General features: G+C 74.0%; 21 protein-coding genes. 10 read left to right on the top strand and 11 right to left on the bottom strand.

Going from position 1 to position 20,504, the window contains the following annotated elements:
* Nucleotides 1-103 precede the first annotated feature (103 nt).
* Nucleotides 104-916, bottom strand: coding sequence for a DUF3097 domain-containing protein (locus V6V47_RS28745; protein ID WP_334631529.1), 813 nt, complete (start codon nucleotides 914-916; stop codon nucleotides 104-106).
* 185 nt (nucleotides 917-1,101) lie between these two features.
* Here V6V47_RS28745 and V6V47_RS28740 point away from each other — a divergent pair, with 185 nt between their 5' ends.
* Nucleotides 1,102-1,896 (top strand): hypothetical protein, encoded by a 795-nt coding sequence (locus V6V47_RS28740; RefSeq protein ID WP_334631528.1) that lies wholly within the window; start codon nucleotides 1,102-1,104, stop codon nucleotides 1,894-1,896.
* A gap of 49 nt (nucleotides 1,897-1,945) precedes the next feature.
* Here the strand turns inward: V6V47_RS28740 and V6V47_RS28735 are convergent, their stop codons facing one another.
* From V6V47_RS28735 to fabG, 4 genes are all read right to left on the bottom strand, one after another.
* Nucleotides 1,946-2,725: an HAD-IIA family hydrolase gene (locus V6V47_RS28735; RefSeq protein WP_334631527.1), complete on the bottom strand. Its 780-nt coding sequence runs from the start codon at nucleotides 2,723-2,725 to the stop codon at nucleotides 1,946-1,948.
* A gap of 15 nt (nucleotides 2,726-2,740) precedes the next feature.
* Entirely contained in the window at nucleotides 2,741-3,769 is a 1,029-nt protein-coding gene (locus V6V47_RS28730) for a ferrochelatase (protein ID WP_334631526.1), read from the bottom strand.
* Nucleotides 3,770-3,868: 99 nt separating this feature from the next.
* Nucleotides 3,869-4,636, bottom strand: coding sequence for an enoyl-ACP reductase FabI (gene fabI / locus V6V47_RS28725; protein ID WP_334631525.1), 768 nt, complete (start codon nucleotides 4,634-4,636; stop codon nucleotides 3,869-3,871).
* Between the two features lie 27 nt (nucleotides 4,637-4,663).
* The gene (gene fabG / locus V6V47_RS28720) at nucleotides 4,664-5,368 is read right to left on the bottom strand and encodes a 3-oxoacyl-ACP reductase FabG (protein WP_334631524.1); all 705 of its coding nucleotides are present in this window, start codon (nucleotides 5,366-5,368) and stop codon (nucleotides 4,664-4,666) included.
* Nucleotides 5,369-5,523: 155 nt separating this feature from the next.
* Between fabG and V6V47_RS28715 the strand changes: the two genes are divergently transcribed.
* The 4 genes from V6V47_RS28715 (at nucleotide 5,524) to V6V47_RS28700 (ending at nucleotide 9,605) form a co-directional block, all read left to right on the top strand.
* Entirely contained in the window at nucleotides 5,524-6,762 is a 1,239-nt protein-coding gene (locus V6V47_RS28715; protein WP_334631523.1) for a sensor histidine kinase, read from the top strand.
* Nucleotides 6,759-7,421, top strand: a complete 663-nt coding sequence (locus V6V47_RS28710) for a response regulator transcription factor (RefSeq protein ID WP_334631522.1) — start codon at nucleotides 6,759-6,761, stop codon at nucleotides 7,419-7,421. Before V6V47_RS28715 ends, V6V47_RS28710 begins: the two co-directional genes overlap by 4 nt.
* Before the next feature lie 103 nt (nucleotides 7,422-7,524).
* A complete protein-coding gene (locus V6V47_RS28705) occupies nucleotides 7,525-8,430 on the top strand; it encodes an alpha/beta hydrolase (protein ID WP_334631532.1) in 906 nt (301 codons plus the stop codon).
* Complete coding sequence (locus V6V47_RS28700) at nucleotides 8,427-9,605, top strand: acyltransferase family protein (RefSeq protein WP_334631521.1); 1,179 nt, start codon at nucleotides 8,427-8,429, stop codon at nucleotides 9,603-9,605. The genes V6V47_RS28705 and V6V47_RS28700 overlap by 4 nt, the downstream gene beginning before the upstream one ends.
* Nucleotides 9,606-9,967: 362 nt before the next feature.
* On the opposite strand, the gene V6V47_RS28695 is transcribed toward V6V47_RS28700, so the two are convergent.
* From V6V47_RS28695 to V6V47_RS28685, 3 genes are read right to left on the bottom strand one after another with little or no spacing between them, the layout of a single operon-like run.
* Nucleotides 9,968-10,918 (bottom strand): VWA domain-containing protein, encoded by a 951-nt coding sequence (locus tag V6V47_RS28695; protein WP_334631520.1) that lies wholly within the window; start codon nucleotides 10,916-10,918, stop codon nucleotides 9,968-9,970.
* Nucleotides 10,915-11,916, bottom strand: coding sequence for a DUF58 domain-containing protein (locus V6V47_RS28690; protein ID WP_334631519.1), 1,002 nt, complete (start codon nucleotides 11,914-11,916; stop codon nucleotides 10,915-10,917). The genes V6V47_RS28695 and V6V47_RS28690 overlap by 4 nt, the downstream gene beginning before the upstream one ends.
* Nucleotides 11,895-12,986, bottom strand: coding sequence for an AAA family ATPase (locus tag V6V47_RS28685; RefSeq protein WP_442934320.1), 1,092 nt, complete (start codon nucleotides 12,984-12,986; stop codon nucleotides 11,895-11,897). Before V6V47_RS28685 ends, V6V47_RS28690 begins: the two co-directional genes overlap by 22 nt.
* A 256-nt stretch (nucleotides 12,987-13,242) precedes the next feature.
* On the opposite strand from V6V47_RS28685, the gene V6V47_RS28680 reads away from it, so the two are divergent.
* From V6V47_RS28680 to V6V47_RS28670, 3 genes are read left to right on the top strand one after another with little or no spacing between them, the layout of a single operon-like run.
* Entirely contained in the window at nucleotides 13,243-13,473 is a 231-nt protein-coding gene (locus tag V6V47_RS28680) for a hypothetical protein (RefSeq protein WP_334631517.1), read from the top strand.
* Nucleotides 13,470-14,045, top strand: coding sequence for a PH domain-containing protein (locus tag V6V47_RS28675; protein ID WP_334631516.1), 576 nt, complete (start codon nucleotides 13,470-13,472; stop codon nucleotides 14,043-14,045). The genes V6V47_RS28680 and V6V47_RS28675 overlap by 4 nt, the downstream gene beginning before the upstream one ends.
* A gap of 43 nt (nucleotides 14,046-14,088) precedes the next feature.
* On the top strand, nucleotides 14,089-15,558 hold the full coding sequence (locus V6V47_RS28670) for a PH domain-containing protein (RefSeq protein ID WP_442934319.1): 1,470 nt from the start codon (nucleotides 14,089-14,091) through the stop codon (nucleotides 15,556-15,558).
* A gap of 17 nt (nucleotides 15,559-15,575) precedes the next feature.
* On the opposite strand, the gene V6V47_RS28665 is transcribed toward V6V47_RS28670, so the two are convergent.
* The gene (locus tag V6V47_RS28665; RefSeq protein WP_334631514.1) at nucleotides 15,576-16,637 is read right to left on the bottom strand and encodes a phosphatase PAP2 family protein; all 1,062 of its coding nucleotides are present in this window, start codon (nucleotides 16,635-16,637) and stop codon (nucleotides 15,576-15,578) included.
* 149 nt (nucleotides 16,638-16,786) lie between these two features.
* Here V6V47_RS28665 and V6V47_RS28660 point away from each other — a divergent pair, with 149 nt between their 5' ends.
* Together V6V47_RS28660 and V6V47_RS28655 are read left to right on the top strand one after the other, a co-directional pair.
* Nucleotides 16,787-17,191: a thioesterase family protein gene (locus tag V6V47_RS28660; protein ID WP_334631513.1), complete on the top strand. Its 405-nt coding sequence runs from the start codon at nucleotides 16,787-16,789 to the stop codon at nucleotides 17,189-17,191.
* Complete coding sequence (locus V6V47_RS28655) at nucleotides 17,188-18,021, top strand: MBL fold metallo-hydrolase (protein WP_334631512.1); 834 nt, start codon at nucleotides 17,188-17,190, stop codon at nucleotides 18,019-18,021. The genes V6V47_RS28660 and V6V47_RS28655 overlap by 4 nt, the downstream gene beginning before the upstream one ends.
* A gap of 143 nt (nucleotides 18,022-18,164) precedes the next feature.
* Here the strand turns inward: V6V47_RS28655 and V6V47_RS28650 are convergent, their stop codons facing one another.
* Together V6V47_RS28650 and V6V47_RS28645 are read right to left on the bottom strand one after the other, a co-directional pair.
* Nucleotides 18,165-19,100, bottom strand: coding sequence for a PfkB family carbohydrate kinase (locus V6V47_RS28650; protein WP_334631511.1), 936 nt, complete (start codon nucleotides 19,098-19,100; stop codon nucleotides 18,165-18,167).
* Nucleotides 19,101-19,132: 32 nt separating this feature from the next.
* The gene (locus V6V47_RS28645; protein WP_334631510.1) at nucleotides 19,133-20,284 is read right to left on the bottom strand and encodes an XdhC family protein; all 1,152 of its coding nucleotides are present in this window, start codon (nucleotides 20,282-20,284) and stop codon (nucleotides 19,133-19,135) included.
* Nucleotides 20,285-20,504: the final 220 nt, after the last annotated feature.

Raw genomic sequence — 20,504 nt, 5'->3', positions numbered from 1 at the left:
GTGCGGCGCGGTGGCGCGGTGCGGTGGCGCGGTGCGGCGCGGTGGCGCGGCGCGGCGCGGTGCGGCGGCGCAGCGCAGCGCAGCGCAGCGCAGCGGCGCAGGGTCAGGCTGGGTCGGTGACGAAGTCGATGAGGCGTTCCATCGCGTTGATCAGCGGGGTCTCCACGTCGGCGAAGCTGTTCACCCGGGACAGGATGTGCCGCCACATGTCGGCCGGCTCGGCGACCCCGAGAGCCGCACAGACACCCTCCTTCCACGGGCGCCCCGGCGGTACCACCGGCCACGCCGCGATGCCCAGCGCCGCCGGCTTGACCGCCTGCCAGACGTCCACGTACGGATGTCCGGTCACCAGCACGTACGGGGAGTTGACCCGGGCCACGATCCGGCTCTCCTTGCTGCCCGGCACCAGGTGATCCACCAGCACGCCGAGTCGCCGGGTCGGGCCGGGGGTGAAGTCGCGTACGTCAGCGTCGAGGGCGTCGATGCCGTCCAGCGGCTCCACGACCACACCCTCGATGCGCAGGTCGTCGCCCCAGATCCGCTCGACCAGCGCGGCGTCGTGGATGCCCTCCACCCAGATCCGGCTGGCCCTGGCCACCTGAGCGCGGACGTTGTCCACGGCCACCGAACCGGACGCGGTACGCCGACGGGCCGCCGGCACCGGTGCGCGGGTCGGGCGGCGCAGCGTCACCGGGCTCCCGTCCAACAGGAACGCGGCTGGCAGCAGCGGAAAGTTGCGCCGCCGGCCGTGCCGATCCTCCAGGACGACCGCGCCGGACTCGAAGGCGACCACCGCACCGCAGAATCCGGAGTCGGCGTCCTCCACCACGAGATCAAGCTCGGCGTCCACCTCGGGGGTGACCTTCCGCCGCCGCCAGTCCCCCGCCAACACGTCCTCGCCGTATCGCCGCCCCATGAGCAACCACGCTAACCGCCAAGCCCGCGCACCCCACACACCGCCACGCCGCCCCTTCCCCACCCCAGCCAGGCCACCGCCGGCCGCGGCAACCAAGGGTGGGGCGAAGGGGCCAGTTCGGGGCAGGGAACGCGGCCACTGCGGCAGCCGAGACAGGGCCGGCGGTGACCACGTACCCTTTCGGCATGTCCACCCCCGCCACGGGCGCGGCCACGCTTGCGCCGCGCCGGTCGAGCCGGTTCGTTGCCTGGGTGCGCGCGTGGCGCGCCGGGCTGGTGCCGTACGACGAGGTCGCCGACGCCATCGCCGGCGATGAGGAGCACCTCGTGGCGGACGCCCCCGGCACCTGGACCGACGTCCCGCTGGGCACGGCGCTGCCCACCCTGGCCAAGCTCTCCCCGGACGAGATCCGCCTGGTGCTGCCGGCGCCGGGTGATCCACGGGGGCTGCCCGGCCCCGGCGACTTCGCGGGCGCGGCGCTGGTCACCGGCGAGGCGGTGGTGGCCGGCCACCTGGGGTTGATCCCGCAGGTCCGGATGCACACCTCCGGTTCCGGGGACACCTTCGAGACGGTCCTCTGGCGGGTGTACCCGCTGCCGGCCAACGCGGCCGCCGCCTCACTCGCGTTGCCCGGTGCCGCCGAGGCGGAGGCCGAGTTGGCCGCCGCACTGGCCGAGACGACCGCCGCGCTGACCCGCCTCGACGTCGCGCAGTGGCGGCCCGAGCTGGCCGGCGCGCTGGCCGCACTGCGCCGCCCGGACGGCGCCACCGACCTGCCCCCGGGCTTCGACCCGCGGGCCCGCCGGCTCTTCGCCCGCGCCGCGGTGCTCGACCGGGTGCTCGCCCTGGCCGGGCACGCCGCGCCCGGTGGCGCGATCAACAACTACGAGGCGCAGCAGCGGGACGCGGCTCTGCGCCCCCTCACCACGGCCTGCCGGCAGGCGCTGGTGGCCGCCTGCAACGCCCCACTGCGCCCCTGACCGCACCGCCGGCACGGCCCGGCGCGGGCAGCGCCGCGCCAACGCGGGGTCAGATCTCGTCGAGTAGGTCGGCGACGGAGTTGACGATCCGGGACGGGCGGTACGGGTAGCGCTCCGCCTCGCTGCGGCTGCTGATGCCGGTGAGCACCAGGATGGTCTCCAGCCCGGCCTCCAGGCCGCACAGGATGTCGGTGTCCATCCGGTCGCCGATCATCGCGGTGCTCTCCGAGTGCGCGTTGATCGTGTTCAGGGCGGAACGCATCATCATCGGGTTCGGCTTGCCGACGAAGTACGGCTCCACCCCGGTCGCCTTGGAGATCATGGCGGCGACCGACCCGGCCGCGGGCAGGGCGCCCTCCATGGACGGGCCGGTCACGTCGGGGTTGGTGCAGATGAACCGGGCCCCATCGTTGATCAACCGGACCGCCTTGGTGATCGCCTCGAAGCTGTAGGTGCGGGTCTCGCCGAGCACCACGTAGTCCGGGGCGAAGTCGGTGAGCACGTAGCCGACCGCGTGCAGCGCCGTGGTCAGCCCGGCCTCGCCGATCACGTACGCGGTGCCGCCCGGCCGCTGGTCGGCGAGGAACTGACCGGTGGCCAGCGCCGAGGACCAGATGCACTCCTCCGGCACGTCCAGCCCCATCCGGCTCAGCCGTGCCGTCAGGTCCCGTGGCGTGTAGATCGAGTTGTTCGTCAGCACCAGGAACGGCTTGCCGGAGGCGCGCATCCGGTTGATGAACTCCGGTGCGCCCGGCACCGGCTGGCCCTCGTGCACCAGCACGCCGTCCATGTCGGTGAGCCAGCTCTGCACGGGCTTGCGGTCATGCATGGTGATCCTCAGGGGTCAGGGGCGACGGGTCGGCACACAGCAGACGGTGGGGCAGGTGTCCCACATCGGCAGCTCGCCCAGCCGGCGGCGCAGCTGCGCGCCGTCCGGGTCGACCCGCTCGGCGACCAGCTCCCGGACCATGGTCACGAAGCGCGGGTCGGTGCCCGGGGTGCCGGCCCGGACGAAGTCCAGGCCGAGCTGCTTGGCCGTCTCCAACGCCTCGGTGTCCAGGTCCCAGACCACCTCGAGATGGTCGGAGACGAACCCGATCGGGCTGACCACGACGCTGGTGGTGCCGCCCTGCGCGAGGGTGGCCAGGTGGTCGTTGATGTCCGGCTCCAGCCACGGCACCTGCGGCGGGCCGGAGCGGCTCTGCCACACCAGGTCGTACGACAGGTCGGGGGCGGTGGCCGAGGCCACCAGCCGGGCGACCTCGTGCAGCTGCGCCTCGTACCGGCCGCCGTGCGGGCCGGCGTTGGCCGCCATCGAGGTCGGTACGGAGTGGGCGGTGAAGACCAGCCGGGTGGTGTCGCGCTTCGCCGGGTCGAGCTGGCTCAGCGCGGCCCGGACCGCGTCGACGTGTGGTTCGACGAAGCCGGGGTGATCCCAGAACTGGCGCAGCTTCTCGATCACCGGGGCGTCCGGGCCGACCGCGGCGCGGGCGGCCGCGATGTCCTCCTGGTACTGCCGGCAGGACGAGTAGCCGCCGTACGCGCTGGTGACGAAGGCCAGGGCCCGGGTGACACCGTCGTCGCGCATCCGGGTCACGGTGTCGGCGAGCAGCGGATCCCAGTTGCGGTTGCCCCAGTAGACGGGCAGGTCGAGACCGTTGGCGGCGAAGTCGGCGCGGATCGCGGCCAGCAGGTCGCGATTCTGCTGGTTGATCGGGGACACGCCGCCGAAGTGCTGGTAGTGCTCGGCGACCTCGGCCAGTCGCTCCGGCGGCACACCGCGGCCCCGGGTCACGTTCTGCAGGAACGGCATCACGTCCTCGGGCCGTTCCGGCCCGCCAAAGGACACCAGCACCACCGCGTCGTACGCCATGGGCTCATTCTTGTCCCTCAGCCGGGACGACCCGACGACGCCCCCTGCTCCGGCCACGTGCGCCACGCGGACGGTGGTCGGGGGCGTCGTCGGGGTACGTCAGGCGCCGAGGGCGTGGTAGCCGCCGTCGACGTGCACGATCTCGCCGGTGGTCGCCGGGAACCAGTCGGACAGCAGCGCCAGGCAGGCGCGGGCGGCCGGCTCCTGGTCGGTGAGGCTCCAGCCGAGCGGGGCCCGCTCGGTCCAGGCCTCCTCGAACTGGTCGAAGCCGGGGATCGACTTCGCCGCCATGGTGCGCAGCGGCCCGGCGGAGACCAGGTTGCTGCGGATGCCCTGCTTGCCCAGGTGCAGCGCCAGGTAGCGGGACGCGGACTCGAGGCCGGCCTTGGCCACGCCCATCCAGTCGTAGACCGGCCACGCCTTGGTGGCATCGAAGGTCAGGCCGACGACCGCGCCGCCGGCGGACATCAGCGGCAGCGCCGCCATGGCCAGCGACTTGTACGAGTAGGTGGAGACGTGCAACGCGGTCGCCACGTCCTCCCAGGGGGCGTCGAGGAAGCCGCCGCCCAGGCAGCTCTGCGGGGCGAAACCGATCGAGTGCACCACACCGTCGAGCCCGTCGACGTGCTCGCGCACCCGGTCGGCGAGGCTCGCCAGGTGCTCGGTGTTGGTGACGTCCACCTCGATGACCGGCGCCGGCTCGGGCAGCCGCTTGGCGATCCGCTCGACCAGGGACAGCCGGCCGAAGCCGGTGAGGACGACCTGGGCGCCGTTCTCCTGGGCGAGCTTCGCCACCGAGAAGGCGATCGAGGCGTCGGTGATGACACCGGTGACGAGCAGCCGCTTACCGGCGAGCAGTCCGGACATCGCAGATTTCCTCCGTAGTCAAAAAGGTCAGTGGCCCATGCCGAGGCCACCGTCGACCGGGATCACGGCGCCGGAGACGTACCCGGCGGTGTCTCCGGCCAGCCAGGTGACCACCGCGGCGACCTCGTCCGGGCTGGCCATCCGGCCGGCCGGGATCGACTTCTTGATCTCCGCCTTGCGATCGTCGGACAGGCCGGCGGTCATGTCCGTGTCGATGAAGCCGGGCGCCACCACGTTCGCGGTGATGTTGCGGCTGCCCAGCTCGCGGGTGATCGAACGGGCCACACCGACCAGGCCGGCCTTGCTGGCGGCGTAGTTGACCTGGCCCGCGCCACCGGCGAGGCCGACCACCGAGGAGATGAAGATCATGCGACCCCACTTGGCCCGCAGCATCTTGCCGGAGGCCCGCTTGGCGACCCGGAACGCGCCGGTCAGGTTGGTGTCCACCACGCTGGTGAACTGTTCCTCGGACATCCGCAGCAGCAGCGTGTCGTCGGTCATCCCGGCGTTGGCGACCAGCACCTCGACCGGGCCCAGCTCGGCCTCCACGGCGGTGAACGCGGCGTCGATCGAAGCCGCGTCGGTGACGTCGGCCCGCACCCCGAACAACCCCTCGGGCGCCTCGCCGCTGCGGTGGGTCACCGCCACCCGGTCGCCCTGCTTGGCGAAGGCCTGCGCGATGGCCAGGCCTATTCCCCGGTTACCCCCGGTCACCAGCACGGTACGGGCCACGGTTCCCCCTTGCGAATGGTCAGCACGGACGCGTCGGAGCCTAGGCGTTACCGGCAGGTAAGCGCTAACGGGAGCCGTGTCACACCTGGGTACGACACCGGAATCAACCCCTGGTGGCACGCCTCGTGGCGGGGTCGGCCCGTAGCCTCCGGGTGGTGAATTGGCACCCGATCACCCTGGCCCTCCAGGCCCTGCGACAGACCCTGCTGGGTCCGGACGCCCCGACCGAACGGCCGCTGCTGGCCCGGTGGCCGGGACCGGCCCGGTACGCCGCCCCGATCGGTCTGCTCGCCGTCCTCGGCCTCTTCCTGATCACGCTGACCGTGGAGACCGAGTGGGGCCTGCCGCTGCCGATCGCGATGCTGTTCGCGGCGCTGACCGTGGCGCCGCTGCTGGCGCTGCCCCGGCGTCCTCTGCTGGCCTGGCGGCTGACGGTGCTGGCCCTGCTGATCTGCACGTTCAACGCGCCCACCGACCGGTCCTGGCCGTGGACCCCACCGCTGGCGCTCGGGTCGGTCGCGGTGGTGGCGGTCGTCGTCGCGCGGGTCGACCGGCCGGTGCTGGCCTGGGTGGTGACGATCACCACGGTGCCGGTGCTCGCCCTCGTCGACCCCGACAACAAGGCCCCCGTCCTGTTGCTGCTCGGCGCGCTGGCGATCCTCGGCGACCTGGTGCGGCACAACCGGCTGTCCCGGCGAGCTCTGGCCGCGCAGACCGAGCTGAGCGAGCGCGAGCAGGAACGGCGCGCGGTGCTGGAGGAACGCACCCGGATCGCCCGGGAGCTGCACGACGTGGTGGCCCACCACATGTCGCTGATCGCGGTGCAGGCGGAGACCGCGCCGTACCGGCTGACCGACGTACCGGCGTCGGCGGCCGCCGAGTTCGCCGCCATCGCCGGCTCGGCCCGCGACGCGCTGACCGACATGCGGCGGCTGCTGGGCGTGCTGCGCAGCGAGTCCACTGACCCGCTGACCGCGCCGCAACCCGACCTGCCCGACCTGGCCGCGATGGTGGAGGCGGCCCAACGGGCCGGGCTGGCCGTGACGCTGGACGCCCCACCGGTGGACGCCGGGCGGGTGCCCGCGCCGGTCGGGCTGGCCGCGTACCGCATCGTGCAGGAAGGGCTGGCCAACGCGGCCCGACACGCGGCCGGCGCCGCGGTGCGGGTCACCGTCCGCGCCGACCCGTCCACCCTGTCGGTACGCGTGGAGAACGCGCAACCCGCCGAGGCGGGCTCCCGGTCGGGCACCGAGGCCGGTGCCGGACACGGGCTGACCGGCATGCGGGAACGGGCGAGGGCGCTGGGCGGTACGTTCACCGCCGGCGAGCAGCCCGACGGGGGCTACGCGGTGACGGCCGAGCTGCCGTACGAGGCGGAGGGTGGGGACCAGTGATCCGGGTACTGATCGCGGACGACCAGGCGATGGTCCGGCAGGGGTTCGGCGCGCTGCTCGCCGCCCAGCCGGACCTGCTGGTGGTGGGTGACGCCGCCGACGGCGCGCAGGCCGTGGCCGCCACCCGCCGGCTCGACCCGGACGTGGTGCTGATGGACGTGCGTATGCCGGTGCTGGACGGGCTGGCCGCCACCCGCAAGCTGCTCGGTGACCGGTCGGCGCAGCGCCCCCGGGTGCTCATCCTGACCACGTTCGATCTGGACGACTACGTGTACGAGGCGCTCCGCGCCGGGGCCAGTGGCTTCCTGCTCAAGGACGCCCCGGCGGCCGACCTCGTGCAGGCGGTGCGGGTGGTGGCGGCCGGGGACGCGCTGCTCGCTCCGGCGGTCACCCGCCGGCTGATCGCCGAGTTCGCGGCCCGCCCGGACCGCCGTCGGCCCCGCCCCACCGACCTGGCCGCGCTCACGCCCCGGGAGACCGAGGTGCTGCGGCTGATCGCCCGGGGCCGCAACAACACGGAGATCGCCGGCGACCTCGTGGTGGCCGAGCAGACCGTGAAGACGCACGTCGGGCGGATCCTGACCAAGCTCGGGCTGCGCGACCGGGTCCAGGCCGTGGTGCTGGCGTACGAGACGGGTCTGGTCGCCGCCGGCGAGTAGCTCCACGGAGCCAGCCCGGGAACGGCTCCCCGGGACGACGACCGGGCACCGGCCGTCGACGCACCCTCCCTCCGGACGACATTCCGGAGGGAGCGAGCACGTGATGCGACGACAAGGTGTCAGCCGGCTGGCGATGGCCACGCTGCTCGGCGCGAACCTGATCCTGCCGACCCGGCCGGAGCCGGTCGCGGCGGTCGGGTTCGTCGAGGCGTACCCGGCGACGGCGGCGGCGATGCGCGCGGCCGGCCCGCCGTACGCGGACTGGGTGGCGGGCGGACGGCGGTTCCTGGCGTTCGATCCGCGTGGGGACGGTCGCGTGGTCGAGGTCCTCGGGGACCTGGCCGACGCGGACCGGATCGCGGTGCTGGTGCCGGGGGTGGGCAGCACGCTGGCCGACTTCGACCGAGGGCTGGGCGGGGTGGCTCGTCGGGCGCTGGCGGTGCAGGCCGGGCAGTTGCACGAGGCGTTGCGCGCGGCCGACCCGACGGCCCGGGTCGCGGTGCTGGCCTGGCTCGGCTACGACCCGCCCGACGGGGTGCTGGGCGCGGCCGGCGGCGCCAGCGCTCGGCGCGGCGCGGTCGCGCTGGACGGCCTGCTTCGAGAGTTGGCCGAGCGCCGCCCGACGGCGACGATCACCCTGGTCGGGCACAGCTACGGTGCGCTGGTGGTCGCGTTGGCCGCGGCGGACGCCCCGCCGCAGGTCGCCGACGTGGTCAGCCTCGGGGGGATCGGCGCCGGGGTGCAGAGCGCCGACGAACTGCGCGGCGGGCGGCGGTTCTGGGCGGCCGAGGCGCCCACCGACTGGATCCGCCGGGTGCCGTCGGTGCGGCTGCCCGGCCTCGGGTACGGCCGCCGCCCCGGTGACCCGGCGTTCGGCGCCCGGCCGTTGCCGGTGGCCGGGGTGGCCGGGCACGACGGCTACCTGGCACCGGGCAGCGCCACGCTGATCGCGGTGGCGGCGGTCGTCCTGGACGGTGCTGCCGTGGAGCGGGCGGAGGAGGCCCGGTGAGCCGGGACCGCGCGGTCGACGCGCTGCGGGCGTACGCCATCGGCGGGGTGGTGCTCGGGCACTGGGTGGTCACCGGGTTGGTGCTGGCCGCCGATGGTGGACTGCACCAGGCCAGCCCGCTGACCACGCGCCCCGGTCTGGCACCGGTGACCTGGGTGTTGCAGACGCTCGGGTTGTTCTTCTTCACGGCCGGGTTCGGCTCGGCCCGTTCACGGGCCCGGAACACCTCGGGCGGGTGGCTGGCCCACCGGCTGCGCCGGTTGCTGCTGCCCACGGTCGCGCTGCTGGGGGTGGGTGCCGCCGTGCTGCTCGCCGCCACCGTGGCCGGCACCCCGGACGACACCCTCTCCGTCGCGCTGCGGCTCGCGGTCAGCCCACTGTGGTTCCTGCTGCCACTGCTGCTGTTGATCGCGGCGACCGGCCCGCTGCGTGCCGCCGTACACCGGTGGGGTCTGGTGCGCTGCGTGGCGCCGGCGGTGGCCGTGGTGGCGGTGGCCGACCTGGCGGCCCGCCTGCTGCCGGCCGGCGCCGACCTGCCGCCGGTGACGGTGGCGGCGGCCTGGGCGGTGCCGTACCTGCTGGGCGTGGCACATGCCGACGGGCGGCTGACCGGGCGGCGCGCGGCGCTCGCGCTGACGGCCGGTGGTGCCGTCGCGCTGGCCGCGCTGCTGGCGCTGGGCTATCCGGTCAGCGCCGTCGGGGTGCCCGGAGCCGGGGTGTCAAACCTGAACCCGCCGTCGCTGCTGGCGGTGGCGCTGGCGGTCACCCAGATCGGGTTGGGGCTGCTGGCCCGGCCGGCGCTGGAGCGGCTGCTGGCTCGGCCGCTGCCGGGCCGGGCGGTGACCGAGGTGAACCGGAACGCGATGCGGATCTACCTGTGGCACCAGCCGGTGCTGGTCACGGTGACCGCGCTGACCGCACGGGGCGGGCTCGCCCTGCCGGGGCTGCACACCGCACCGGACGGCCCGGGCTGGGTGCTCGCCCGGTGCTGCTGGCTGCCGCTCTTCGCCGTGGTGCTGGTCACGCTGGTGCGTTCGGGGCGCCCGATGACCCTTCGGTCGGGGTGGAAATCGCCGGGCGGTGGAGGGGCCGCCGACCGGTCGGCCGAGTACGTCCCCGCGCCGGCGCGGGTGTACGATCATCGACGTTCCGGCCCGCCCGACCGCAGGAGGTGATCGCTGTGCGAGATAGCGATCCTCCTAGTCGTGGCCGGGCCGATGGTCAGCCCCGCTGAGCCACGACTCAGTCTGGTGAGCTGACCCAGCTCCGCTCCCCCGCTCCCGGCATTCGCCGGGGTACGCGTGCCGCGCCGTCCGAACCCGGGCGGTCGACGGGAGCCGCCCGGTCACGACTTCGTGTGCGCGTCCTGCCTACCCCTGCGGTCCGCCCCCGCACGCGGACCGTCCAGCCGCCACCGGAGCTTCCCATGAGCCGCTACGCCGCCCCGCGGGCCTCCACCCTCGCCGCGGTGTGGGGGGCGGCCGTCTTCGTCCTGGCCGGCGGCGGTCACTGACCGCCGCCGACCCACCCACATCCTTCACAGCATCCGGGACGACCAGAGCAGGCTGAGCGCACCGGCGCAGAGCGCCAGCAACAGCGCCAACCCCGCATACCACTGGGTCACCTCACGTGGCTCGGTGCGGAACCCGATCGAGCTGCCCATGTCCTGGTAGACCTGCTTCAGCTCGCTCACCGAGGCCGCCTCGTAGAAGTACCCCTCGGTGGTCTCGGCCAGCTCGGCCAGGGCCAACCGGTCCACCGGCACCCGCTGGAGCTGGCCACCGATGTCGACCTGACCGGTGTCGGTGCCGAACGCGATGGTCGAGACCGGCACGTTGGCCGCCTGCGCGGACGCCGCCGCCTCCTCCACCGACCGGCCGGAGGTGCGGAACCCGTCAGAAAGCAGCACGATCCGGGCCGGTGGGATGCCCGCCGCGCCGTCGGCCGGCACCGACCGGATCGCCTCCAGACAGGTGAACACGGCCTCGCCGGTCGCCGTCGCCTCGGCCAGGACCAGACCGTCGATCGCGCTGGTCACGGCCGCCCGGTCCTTGCCCGGCGGCACCAGCACGTTGGCCGCCTTGGCGAAGGACACCAGCCCCAGGTTGTAGCTCTCCGGCAGCTCCGCGACGAACTGCTTGGCGGCCTCCTGGGCGGCCTCCAGCCGGTTCGGTGCCACGTCGTCGGCCTGCATCGACAACGACACGTCGATGGCGAGCATCACGGTGGCCCGTTCCAGCGGCTCCTTGGTGTCGATCGCGGGACGGGCCAGCGCGGTGGCCAGCACCAGCAGGCAGAGCAGGAACGCCGTCGCCGGTGCGTGCCGACGCCAGCCCAACCCCTTCGGGGCCACGGTCCGCAGCAGATCCACGTTGGTGAACCGCATCGCGTACTGGCGGCGGTGCAGCTGCCGCCAGACGTAGAACGCGGCGAGGGCGACCACCGGCAGCACGGCCAGCAGCCACCACGGTTGCAGAAAACGGATCATCGTGTCGTCCCCCGGGTGCGGGCGTGCCGCTGCGCGGCCACGAATCGCACCATGTCCAGCAGCCAGTCTCGGTCGGTACGCAGACGCAGGTGGGCCGCGCCGGCGCCACGCAGCGCGGCGGCGATCGTGGCCCGCTGGGCGGCGGCAGCCTCGGCGTAGCGCTGCCGCAGCCGTGGGTCGGCGGTCTGCACCTCGTGCAGCTCGCCGCTCTCCGGGTCGACCACCGGCAGCACCCCCACGTCGGGCAGCTCCAGTTCGCGCGGGTCGACCACCTCGATCGCCAGCACATCGTGCCGGGCCCGCAGCTTGCGCAACGGCCGCGCCCACTGCTCGGCCGGAGCGAGGAAGTCCGAGACCACCACGGCCACCCCGCGTCGGCGAGGCGGCCGGTTGAGCATCTCGATCAGGGCGCCCAGGTCACCCCGACCGGGCTGGATGGCGGTGCCGGCCACGGCTCGCAGGAGGCCCTGCGCCCCCTTACGGCCGGACCGGGCGGGCAGCCGGGTCAACACCCCGGGCCCGACCGGCGTCGGCCCGCCCCGCCAGCGCCGGGTGGACGCGGGTACGCCGCCACCGGTGCCGATCACCGCGCCGATCCGGTTGCCGCCGCGCACGGTCAGGTGCGTGATGGCGGCCGCGGCGGCCACCACCACCTCACGCTTGAGCCACTGGCCGGTGCCGAAGTCGAGGCTCGCCGACAGGTCCAGCGCCAACCACGTCTCCAGCTCCCGGTCGGCGACGGTACGGCGTACGTGCGGCGTGGTGGTGCGGGCGGTGACCGGCCAGTCCATCCGGCGGACGTCGTCACCGGGGCGGTACTCCCGGGACTCCCCCGCCTCGCTGCCCGGACCGGGTAGCAGCCCGGCGTAGTCGCCCTGGAGCAGGCCGTCGAGCTTGCGGGTGACCAGCAGCTGGAGGCGGGACAGCACCGCCTCGCTGCGGTCGGCGACGGGGGCCGGTCGAGGGGTGGGTGAGGTCACGGCCGCTGCCCGGGCCATCCAGCGCCCGGCGGCGGGGCCGTCGGCGACGGGGTGGCCTGCTGCCGGGGTGCGACCGCCGGCAGCGGAATGGTGGACATCACCCGGTGCACGATGTGGTCGGCCGGCACGTCGTCGGCGAGCGCGTCGTAGCTGAGCACCAGCCGGTGCCGCAGGATGTCCGGGGCGATGTCCTGCACGTCCTGCGGCAGCGCGTAGTCCCGGCCGCGCAGCAGGGCCAGCGCGCGAGTGGCCCGCACCAGGCCGAGCGAGGCGCGTGGGCTGGCCCCGTACTGGATGAGCTGGGCGACGTCCGGCATGCCGTGCTCGGCCGGGGCCCGGGTGGCCAACACCAGCCGCACCGCGTAGTCGACCAGGGCGTTGTGCACGAACACCTGGTCCGCCTTGCGTTGCAGGGCGATCAGGTCGGGGGTGTCGAACACCGCCTTCGGCTCCGGCGCGGAGACGCCCATCCGGTAGACGATCTCCCGCTCCTCGGCGTCGGTCGGGTAGCCCACCACGATCTTCATGAGGAACCGGTCCCGCTGCGCCTCCGGCAGGGGATAGACGCCCTCCTGCTCGATCGGGTTCTGGGTGGCCATCACCAGGAACGGATCGGGCACCCGGTGGCTCTCGCCGCCGATGGACACCTGCCGCTCGCTCATCACCTCGAGCAGCGCCGACTGCACCTTGGCCGGAGCCCGGTTGATCTCGTCGGCGAGCAGGAAGTTGACGAAGACCGGGCCCAACTCGACGTCGAACTTCTCGCTCGACTGCCGGTAGATCCGGGTGCCCATGATGTCGGCCGGCACCAGGTCCGGGGTGAACTGCACCCGGGCGAACGAACCGCCGACGACCTTGGCGAGGGTCTCCACGGCCAGGGTCTTGGCCACCCCCGGCACGCCCTCCAGCAGGCAGTGGCCACGGGCGAGCAGCGCGACGAACATCCGCTCCACCATCCGGTCCTGCCCGACGATGACCCGTTTGATCTCAAACAGCGCCCGCTCCAGCAGGGTGGCGTCCTGCGCTGGCGTGCTCACCGGCGCGGGCTCTGCCGGGGCGGCCCCGTTCGGCGTCGGGGTTTCGGGCATGGTCGGCTGGGCCACCGGTCCTCCACAGCGTTGGTCGGTCGTCGCGGCTGGTGCGGTCTCAAGACTCGCACGCCTTCCTGAGTGTCGAGGTGGGGAGAACCCGATTTTCGCCGCGCCGTCCTCAGCAGCCGAATCGCCCGTCGCGGGTGGACACGGACCGGCCCGCCGCGTGTACGATTCACCCCGTCGCCGGGCGGCTCCCCCCGTGGCCGCCCGGCGCTCAAGCTCTCCGTCCCGCCGGCCTAGACTGCCCGGGGTGAGCCTCCCCTTTCCGGCCGACGAGCCCCTGATCTGCTCGGCCCGGGGTTGCCGTGCCGCCGCCGTCTGGTCCCTGCAGTGGAACAATCCGCGCCTGCACGACACCGAGCGGCGGAAGACCTGGCTGGCCTGCGCCGAGCACCGGAGCAGTCTCGGCGACTTCCTGGACGCTCGCGGCTTCCTGCGTGCCGTCACTCCGGTCCCCGGATCGCCTACCCTCGACATGTGAGCGACCCCGGCCCCAACTCCCCGTCCTGGCCGCCCACTGCGGCAGCCCCACCGACGCCGCCGCCCGCCGTCCAGCCAGTGGGGCGGGGGCCGTTGGAGCCATGGCCGGACACGGTCCACTGGCAGCCGATCTCGCACGACCTGATCTGGGTGGAGCTGATCCGGCTGGCCGTCGTGCTGGCCATCGGGCTGGCCGGAACAGCGATCGGCTGGGCGTTGAGCGGCCACTGGCTGTTCGGGCTCGCCCTCGCCGTCGTCCTGGTGCTCGGCGGCTGGCGCGCCACGGCGATCGTCCGCGCGGTCCAGGCCTGGGGGTACGCCGAACGGCAGGACGACCTGCTGGTGCGGCACGGGCTGCTGGTCCGGCGGCTCTCCATCGTCCCGTACTCCCGGATGCAGTTCGTCGACGTCAGCGCCGGGCCGCTGGAACGCGCCTTCGACCTGGCCACCGTGCAGTTGCACACTGCGGCCGCGGCGAGCGACGCCCGGGTCCCGGGGTTGCGTCCGGCGGAGGCGTCGCGCCTCCGTGACCGGCTCACCGCGCTCGGCGAGGACCGGGCGGAAGGGCTGTGAGCATCCGTACGGGTGACCGTCGGCCACGCCGGGGGCCGGCCCGATGAGCGACGGTCCCGCCGAGCCGGAGACCCGGCAATCCCCACCCGACACTTCAGCGCACCAACCGCCGCCCTACGCGCCGCCGTACGAGGGCGCGGTGCCCTACGGCGCGCCGCCCGGGATGCCGTACCCCTGGCCGGCGCCGCCGGTGGGCGGCGACGGGGAGCCCCGGCAGCGGCTGCACCCGCTCAGCCCGCTGCTGCACGGGGCCAAGTCACTGGTCGTGGTGATCGCCGGGCTGTCCTGGTCGACGCTGTCCCGGGTCGGCTTCGGCTGGTTCGCCGCCATGGTGGCGGTGCTGGCGCTCGGCGCGACCGTGCTGTCGGTGATCAGCTGGTACAACACCGGATACCACGTGGTGGGCCGGGAGCTGCGGGTGCACGAAGGGCTGCTCTGGCGGCGTACCCGGGCCATTCCGCTGGAGCGGTTGCAGGCCGTGGAGGTGGTTCGGCCGCTGCTCGCCCAGCTCACCGGCCTTGCCGAGCTGCGGTTGGAGGTGGTCGGCGGGGGCAAGACCGAGGCGCCGCTGGCGTACCTCGGGGTGGCCGACGCGGCCCGCCTGCGCGAGCGGCTGCTGGCACTGGCCGGGCGGACGCCGCAGCAGCCCACGCCGGATCCCACGACGGCGGCGCCGGGCACCACGCCGCCGACGGCCGCGGTGGGCCGGCCGCTGCACGCCGTACGCAACAAGAGCCTGCTGATCAGCCAGCTCCTCACCCCGCAGGCGTTCCTGCTCCCGTTCGGCCTGGCCTTCGTCGTGGTGCAGTTCCTCACCGCCGGGTCGTGGTCGTTCGTCGCGGTGGCCAGCACGCTGACCGCGATGGCCGGTGTGCTGCTGCAACCGGTCCGCCGGGTCCTCGACGACTGGAACTTCCGGCTGGCCCGCGACAGCGGCACGCTGCGGGTGCACAACGGCCTGTTGGAGACCCGGGCGCAGACCGTCCCGCTGGACCGGGTGCAGACCGTACGGGCCACCTGGCCGCTGCTCTGGCGGGTGAACGGCTGGCTTCGGCTACGGCTGGAGGTGGCCGGATACTCCGCTGCCGAGGCCGACGACCGTAACCGGCCGGACCGGTTGTTGCCGGTCGGCGACCTGCCGACCGCGACGATGATCGTCGCCGAGGTGCTGCCGGGGGTACGCCTCGACGCGCTGGCGCTGAGCGCACCGCCGCCCCGGACCCGCTGGCTGCACCCGTTGGGCCGCCGTGCGCTCGGGGCGGGGCTGCACGAGCGGGTCTTCGCCACCCGCTCCGGCCTGCTCACCCGGCAGGTGGCGATCGTGCCGTACGCCCGGATCCAGAGCGTGCGGGTCGTGCAGGGGCCGGCACAGCGCCGGCTGCGGCTGGCCACCGTCCACGCGGACACGGCGGGCGGGTCGGGCGCGGCAGCTCAGGACCGCGACGTGGCCGAGGCGTGGGCCCTGGCCGCCGAACTGACCGCCCGAGCCCACGCAGCCCGACAAAACACCTGACCCCCGCCCTCCGCGGGTTAGCGGTCGGCGGGGACGCCGGGGTGGCTTGGTTCGCGGGGGGTTAATTGTTTGCCGGCGGGGCTGTCGCCGGGCGGGTCTGCCGTAGCGGCGGGGTCGGGCTCGGCCCGGCGGGCCCGCAGCTTCGCCCAGCCGCGCTCGGCCACACCGACCACCAGGAAGGTCATCGCGACGTACGCCCAGCCGACCAACACGTCGATCACGTAGTGCTCACCCGAGTAGACCAGGGTGAACGTCATCGCCAGCGGGTACGCGAGCAGCAGCGGCCACCACCGCCGACGGGTGGTGGTCAGGAAGAACAGCACCACGAACAGCGCCCAGGCGGTGTGCAACGACGGCATCGCGGCGACCGGGTTCGAGGCGATCTGACCGGCGTTGAGCACGTTGCCGGCACCGTGCATGCCGAATGCCTTCCAGCCCCGCGTGGAGATCCGGGCGACCTCGGTGAGCAGCCCGTTCTGCGCGGCCCACCACGGCGGCGCCGCCGGGTAGAGGAAGTAGGTGACCAGGCCGGCCGCGCAGAGGAAACCCCACCGCCGCATGTACGCCGCCCAGCGGCGCCGGTCCCGCAGCCAGAGCACCGCGGCGGCGGCGAACGTCACCACGAAGTGCGAGAAGTACACCCAGCTCGCCGCGACGTCCCACCAGTGCACCTGCGGGTGGTAGAGGTGCTGCTGCAACCAGACGGTGGGCACCTCCCCGCCGGTGGCCCAGCCGAACATGAACCGGTCGGCGACGATGAGCTCCATCGCGTGCGGGGTGGCCCCGTTGTCGGCGAACCCGCGCGAGAGGTTGTACACGATGAGCAGCAGCACCACCGGCACCCAGTCCCGGACGAAGCCCAGGTGACTGCGCCACGGCCGGTCGCTGTTCCAGGCGATGGTCGCGGCCCAGATCCACACGAAGGCGTACGCGGGGTCGGTGGGCAGCCCGATCGCCAGCCAGGCGACGACGAAGGCGACCGCCCAGATCATCATGGCGACGACACGTCGACGGCCCCCTGCGGGGGACGCGCGCGGTTCGTTCCGGGCGGGGGGCGGGGGCTCAGTCACGACGGCCATCGCGGTCAAGGTTAGCGATGTTGCGGCGCCGACCGACACCGACCACCCTCCGGGGGCGTCCGGGGGCGCCGGGAGGCCGGTGTCGACGGGTACGGCCGGATCGCCGGGCGCGTGGCCGACGGGGTGGGCGAGCACCTAGGCTGACGACCATGCAGCAGCAGCTCGAGCCGGCCTTCGCGCCGGGTCTGACCGCCCGGGTCGAGTTGACCGTCACCGACGCGGACACCGCCCAGGCGGTGGGTTCCGGGGACGTACCGGTGCTGGGCACACCCCGGGTGCTGGCCCTCGCCGAGGCGGCCACGGTCGCGGCGACGGCGGCCACGATGCCGCCCGGGTCGACCACGGTGGGCACCCGCGTCGAGCTGGAGCACCTCGCGCCGACCACGGTCGGCCGGACGGTCCAGGCGCAGGCCGTGCTCGCGGTCGTCGACGGCCGCCGGCTGTCGTTCGAGGTGACCGTCAGCGACGGCGACGAGACGGTGGCCCGGGGCCGGGTCGACCGGATCCTGGTCGACCGGCAACGCTTCGTGGAACGCGCCGGGCGGGCGTCATGACCGCCGGCTTCGTCGAGATCGCCGACCGGGTGCACCTGCTGCGCGAGCCGCTGCTGCGGGTCAACGTCACCCTGGTCGTCGGCGACGACGAGGCACTGCTGGTGGACACGCTCTCCTCGGCCGGCCAGGCGACCGAACTGGCCGCCGCCGTTCGGGCGGTCACCGACCGGCCGTTGACGCTGGTCAACACCCACCACCACTACGACCACTGCTTCGGCAACGCCGTCCTGGCCGGTGACCCACCCCGCCCGGTGTACGCGCACGAGCTGGCCGCCGCGGCCTTGCGCGAGCAACCGGAACGGCTGCGCCGGGAGGCGTACGAGGAGCTGCGCGAGGAGCACCCGGCGCTCGCCGCCGAGCTGGCCGACACGCCGCTGCTCGCCCCGACGCACACCGTGCACACCGAGTCGGTGCTCGACGTCGGTGGCCGGCGGGTGCTGTTGCGGCACCCGGGGCGGGGGCACACCGACGCCGATCTGGTGGTGCAGGTGCCGGACGTGGACGTGCTGGTCGCCGGGGATCTCGTGGAGCAGAGCGGGCCGCCCGCCTTCGAGGACTCGTACCCCCTGCAGTGGCCGGACGCGGTCGCGGACCTGCTGCGGCTGACGACCGCGCGCACGGTGGTGGTGCCGGGCCACGGCGACCCGGTGGATGTCGAGTTCGTCCGCGACCAGCACGCGGAGCTGGCGAAGCTGGCCTGGCTGATCCGGGCCGCGCACACCGGCGGCGCGCCGCCGGAGCGGGTCGCCGCCGAGGCGCCCTTCGGCGCCCGCGCGGCTTTGATCGCGGCGCACCGCGGCTACGCCGAGCTAACCGGCAACCCCACCTAACCCCCTCCCTCCCCCCTCTCCCCCGGGCACCCGCGACATACTCCGCCGATCTTGCACTAACGGCCTGGGCAAATGCCGCAAGAAGGACGATCCGGCGACCGCAAGTGCAAGATCGACGAAGCGCTGGGGCGGGGGATCGAGGGCTAGCGCTCGAAGCGTCGGTGGACTTCGGCGCGGGTGGGCATGGCGGTGGCGCCGCCGGGCGACTCGCAGACCAGGCCGGCCACCCGTAGCGCGAAGGCCACCCGGTCCACCCAGCCCGCCGGGTCGGCCGGTTCGCCGTCGAGGAGCAGGTCGGCGATCAACGCGGCGATCACCGAGTCCCCGGCGCCGGTGGCGTCCACCGCCTGCACCTTCGGCGCCGGCACCCGTACCGGATCGGCGTGGGCGGCGGCGAGCACCGCGCCGGCCGCGCCGAGCGTCACCACCACGGTGGCGGCGCCCAACTCCCGCAGGTACGCGGCCACCCCCTCGACCGGCTCGCCCGGGTAGAGCAGCTCGGCGTCGGCGGTGCTCAGCTTGACCAGGTGCGCGCCCGCGGCGAACTCGGCCACCACCGCGCGCAACCCGGCCAGCTCGGCCGGCCCGGCCAGCAGTCGGGGGCGTACGTTCGGGTCGAGCACCCGCAGACCGGTGGCGAGCGACCAGGCGCGCCGGGCGGCGGCCAGCGCGGTGGGCTGGAGCAGCATGACCGACCCGCAGTAGAGCACGTCGGCCCCCTCGATCAGCGCGAGGTCCAGGTCTCCTGGGTCCAGGAGACCGTACGACGGCGGCTCGCCGTAGAAGCGGAAGTCGGGCTCGGGGCCGGCGAACGTGACCACCGCGAGCGCGGTCGGCGCCGGCACCGTGACCGCGCCGGCCAGCCCGACATCGACGGTGGCCAGGAAGTCACGAATGCGCCCGGCCAGCACGTCGTCGCCGAGCGAGCCGACGAACTGGGCGGCCCCACCGAGGCGGGCCACCCCGACGGCGACGTTGAGCGGCCCACCGCCGATCGCCTGCCGGTAGACCCGCGCACCGTCGCGCTCGGTGTCGAGCAGGTCGACCAGTGCCTCTCCGAGCACCACCGCGTATCCCATGCCGGTCCCTTCGTCGTCTCGTCCGCCGCACGCTAGGCAGAATGGTGGATCGGTCCCGCGAGCGTCGTCAGTGGATGCCCGCTGCCGCCCCAACGGCCCGCGACGATCTGCGCGGCGACGCTCACCGCGGTCTCCTCCGGGGTACGACCGCCCAGGTCCAACCCGATCGGCGAGGCGAGACGGCCGAGTTGCTCGGCGCTGAGCCCCGCCTCCCGTAGCCGCTTGTGCCGCTCGTCGTGGGTACGCCGCGACCCCATCGCGCCGACGTACGCCAGCCGGTGCCGCAGCGCCAACTCCAGCAGCGGCACGTCGAACTTCGGGTCGTGGGTGAGCACGCAGGCCACCGTCCGTTCGTCGACCCGGCCGGCGTCCAGTTCCGCGTGCAGGTAACGGTGCGGCCACTGCACCACCACCTCGTCCGCGTCCGGAAAACGTCGGGCGGTGGCGAAGACCGGCCGCGCGTCACAGACGGTCACCCGGTAGCCGAGGAACGCGCCGATCCGGGCCACCGCGGCGGCGAAGTCGATCGCCCCGAAGACGATCATCCTGGGCGGGATGGCATGGGCGGCCACGAAGAGACTGAGGCCGGTGCCTCGGCGTTCGCCGTGGTAGCCGTACCGGAGCACTGCACTGTGACCGGCGGCGAGCAGCCCGAGGGCGTCGGCGGTGGCGGCGGCGTCCAGCCGGTCGTCGCCGAGCGAGCCGGTGACCTGCTGCCCGACCAGCGCCAGCCGCCGGCCCAACCGGCCGGCCGGGTCGGCCGGGGCCGCGCCCGGCGGATCGCTGGCGTCGGCGGTCACGCACGTGATGACCGCCGCGGGTTGACCGGCCCGACGCGCGGCGGCGACGGCGTCCAGCGCCGCGAGGCCGTCCGCGTCGAACCGCTCCACGAACACGTCGAGCATCCCGCCGCAGGTCAGGCCCACGGTGTACGCGTCGTCGTCGCTGATGCCGTAGCGGATCAGCTCGGGTGAGCCGGTGGCGAGCACGTGGCGGGCGCGTTCGTAGAGGTCAGCCTCGACGCAGCCGCCGGAGACGCTGCCGGTGACCGTGCCGTCGGCCGCGACCAGCATGGTGGCGCCGGGCGGCTGCGGCGCGGATCGCCAGGTGGCCACCACGGTGGCCAGGGCGACGCCCTCGCCGGAGCGACAGCGTCGGTGCAGTTCGTCGAACACGTCCGGCACGGGCCCCGTCTCCTGAACTCTCCGTCTCGGCGGCGCGGGCGGCCGGACCGGCCAGCTCGGCGCGTGCTCCGCGAAGCCGCACAGTGCAGAATATGGTTGATTCGCCCCGGAATGGGTGCGAGTCGGGGAAGTCGTCCCAGCCACTACATCGACGCTTGCCTATTGCGCTGCGGTCGGGCCACGTGGTGGGATGACGCTTACCGGACGGTGCGAGGGCTGC

It is taken from the genome of Micromonospora sp. CPCC 205539 (assembly GCF_036906815.1).
Taxonomy (GTDB): domain Bacteria; phylum Actinomycetota; class Actinomycetes; order Mycobacteriales; family Micromonosporaceae; genus Micromonospora.
This window is presented reverse-complemented; position numbering and strand designations above follow the sequence as displayed.

What these genes read in the sequence shown, in the direction of transcription:
- V6V47_RS28745 (WP_334631529.1), bottom strand. Translation starts at nt 916, where the DNA reads ATGGGGCGGCGATACGGCGAGGACGTGTTGGCGGGGGACTGGCGGCGG.
- V6V47_RS28740 (WP_334631528.1), top strand. Translation starts at nt 1,102, where the DNA reads ATGTCCACCCCCGCCACGGGCGCGGCCACGCTTGCGCCGCGCCGGTCG.
- V6V47_RS28735 (WP_334631527.1), bottom strand. Translation starts at nt 2,725, where the DNA reads ATGCATGACCGCAAGCCCGTGCAGAGCTGGCTCACCGACATGGACGGC.
- V6V47_RS28730 (WP_334631526.1), bottom strand. Translation starts at nt 3,769, where the DNA reads ATGGCGTACGACGCGGTGGTGCTGGTGTCCTTTGGCGGGCCGGAACGG.
- fabI (WP_334631525.1), bottom strand. Translation starts at nt 4,636, where the DNA reads ATGTCCGGACTGCTCGCCGGTAAGCGGCTGCTCGTCACCGGTGTCATC.
- V6V47_RS28705 (WP_334631532.1), top strand. Translation starts at nt 7,525, where the DNA reads ATGCGACGACAAGGTGTCAGCCGGCTGGCGATGGCCACGCTGCTCGGC.
- V6V47_RS28695 (WP_334631520.1), bottom strand. Translation starts at nt 10,918, where the DNA reads ATGATCCGTTTTCTGCAACCGTGGTGGCTGCTGGCCGTGCTGCCGGTG.
- V6V47_RS28690 (WP_334631519.1), bottom strand. Translation starts at nt 11,916, where the DNA reads ATGGCCCGGGCAGCGGCCGTGACCTCACCCACCCCTCGACCGGCCCCC.
- V6V47_RS28685 (WP_442934320.1), bottom strand. Translation starts at nt 12,986, where the DNA reads ATGCCCGAAACCCCGACGCCGAACGGGGCCGCCCCGGCAGAGCCCGCG.
- V6V47_RS28670 (WP_442934319.1), top strand. Translation starts at nt 14,089, where the DNA reads ATGAGCGACGGTCCCGCCGAGCCGGAGACCCGGCAATCCCCACCCGAC.
- V6V47_RS28665 (WP_334631514.1), bottom strand. Translation starts at nt 16,637, where the DNA reads ATGGCCGTCGTGACTGAGCCCCCGCCCCCCGCCCGGAACGAACCGCGC.
- V6V47_RS28660 (WP_334631513.1), top strand. Translation starts at nt 16,787, where the DNA reads ATGCAGCAGCAGCTCGAGCCGGCCTTCGCGCCGGGTCTGACCGCCCGG.
- V6V47_RS28655 (WP_334631512.1), top strand. Translation starts at nt 17,188, where the DNA reads ATGACCGCCGGCTTCGTCGAGATCGCCGACCGGGTGCACCTGCTGCGC.
- V6V47_RS28650 (WP_334631511.1), bottom strand. Translation starts at nt 19,100, where the DNA reads ATGGGATACGCGGTGGTGCTCGGAGAGGCACTGGTCGACCTGCTCGAC.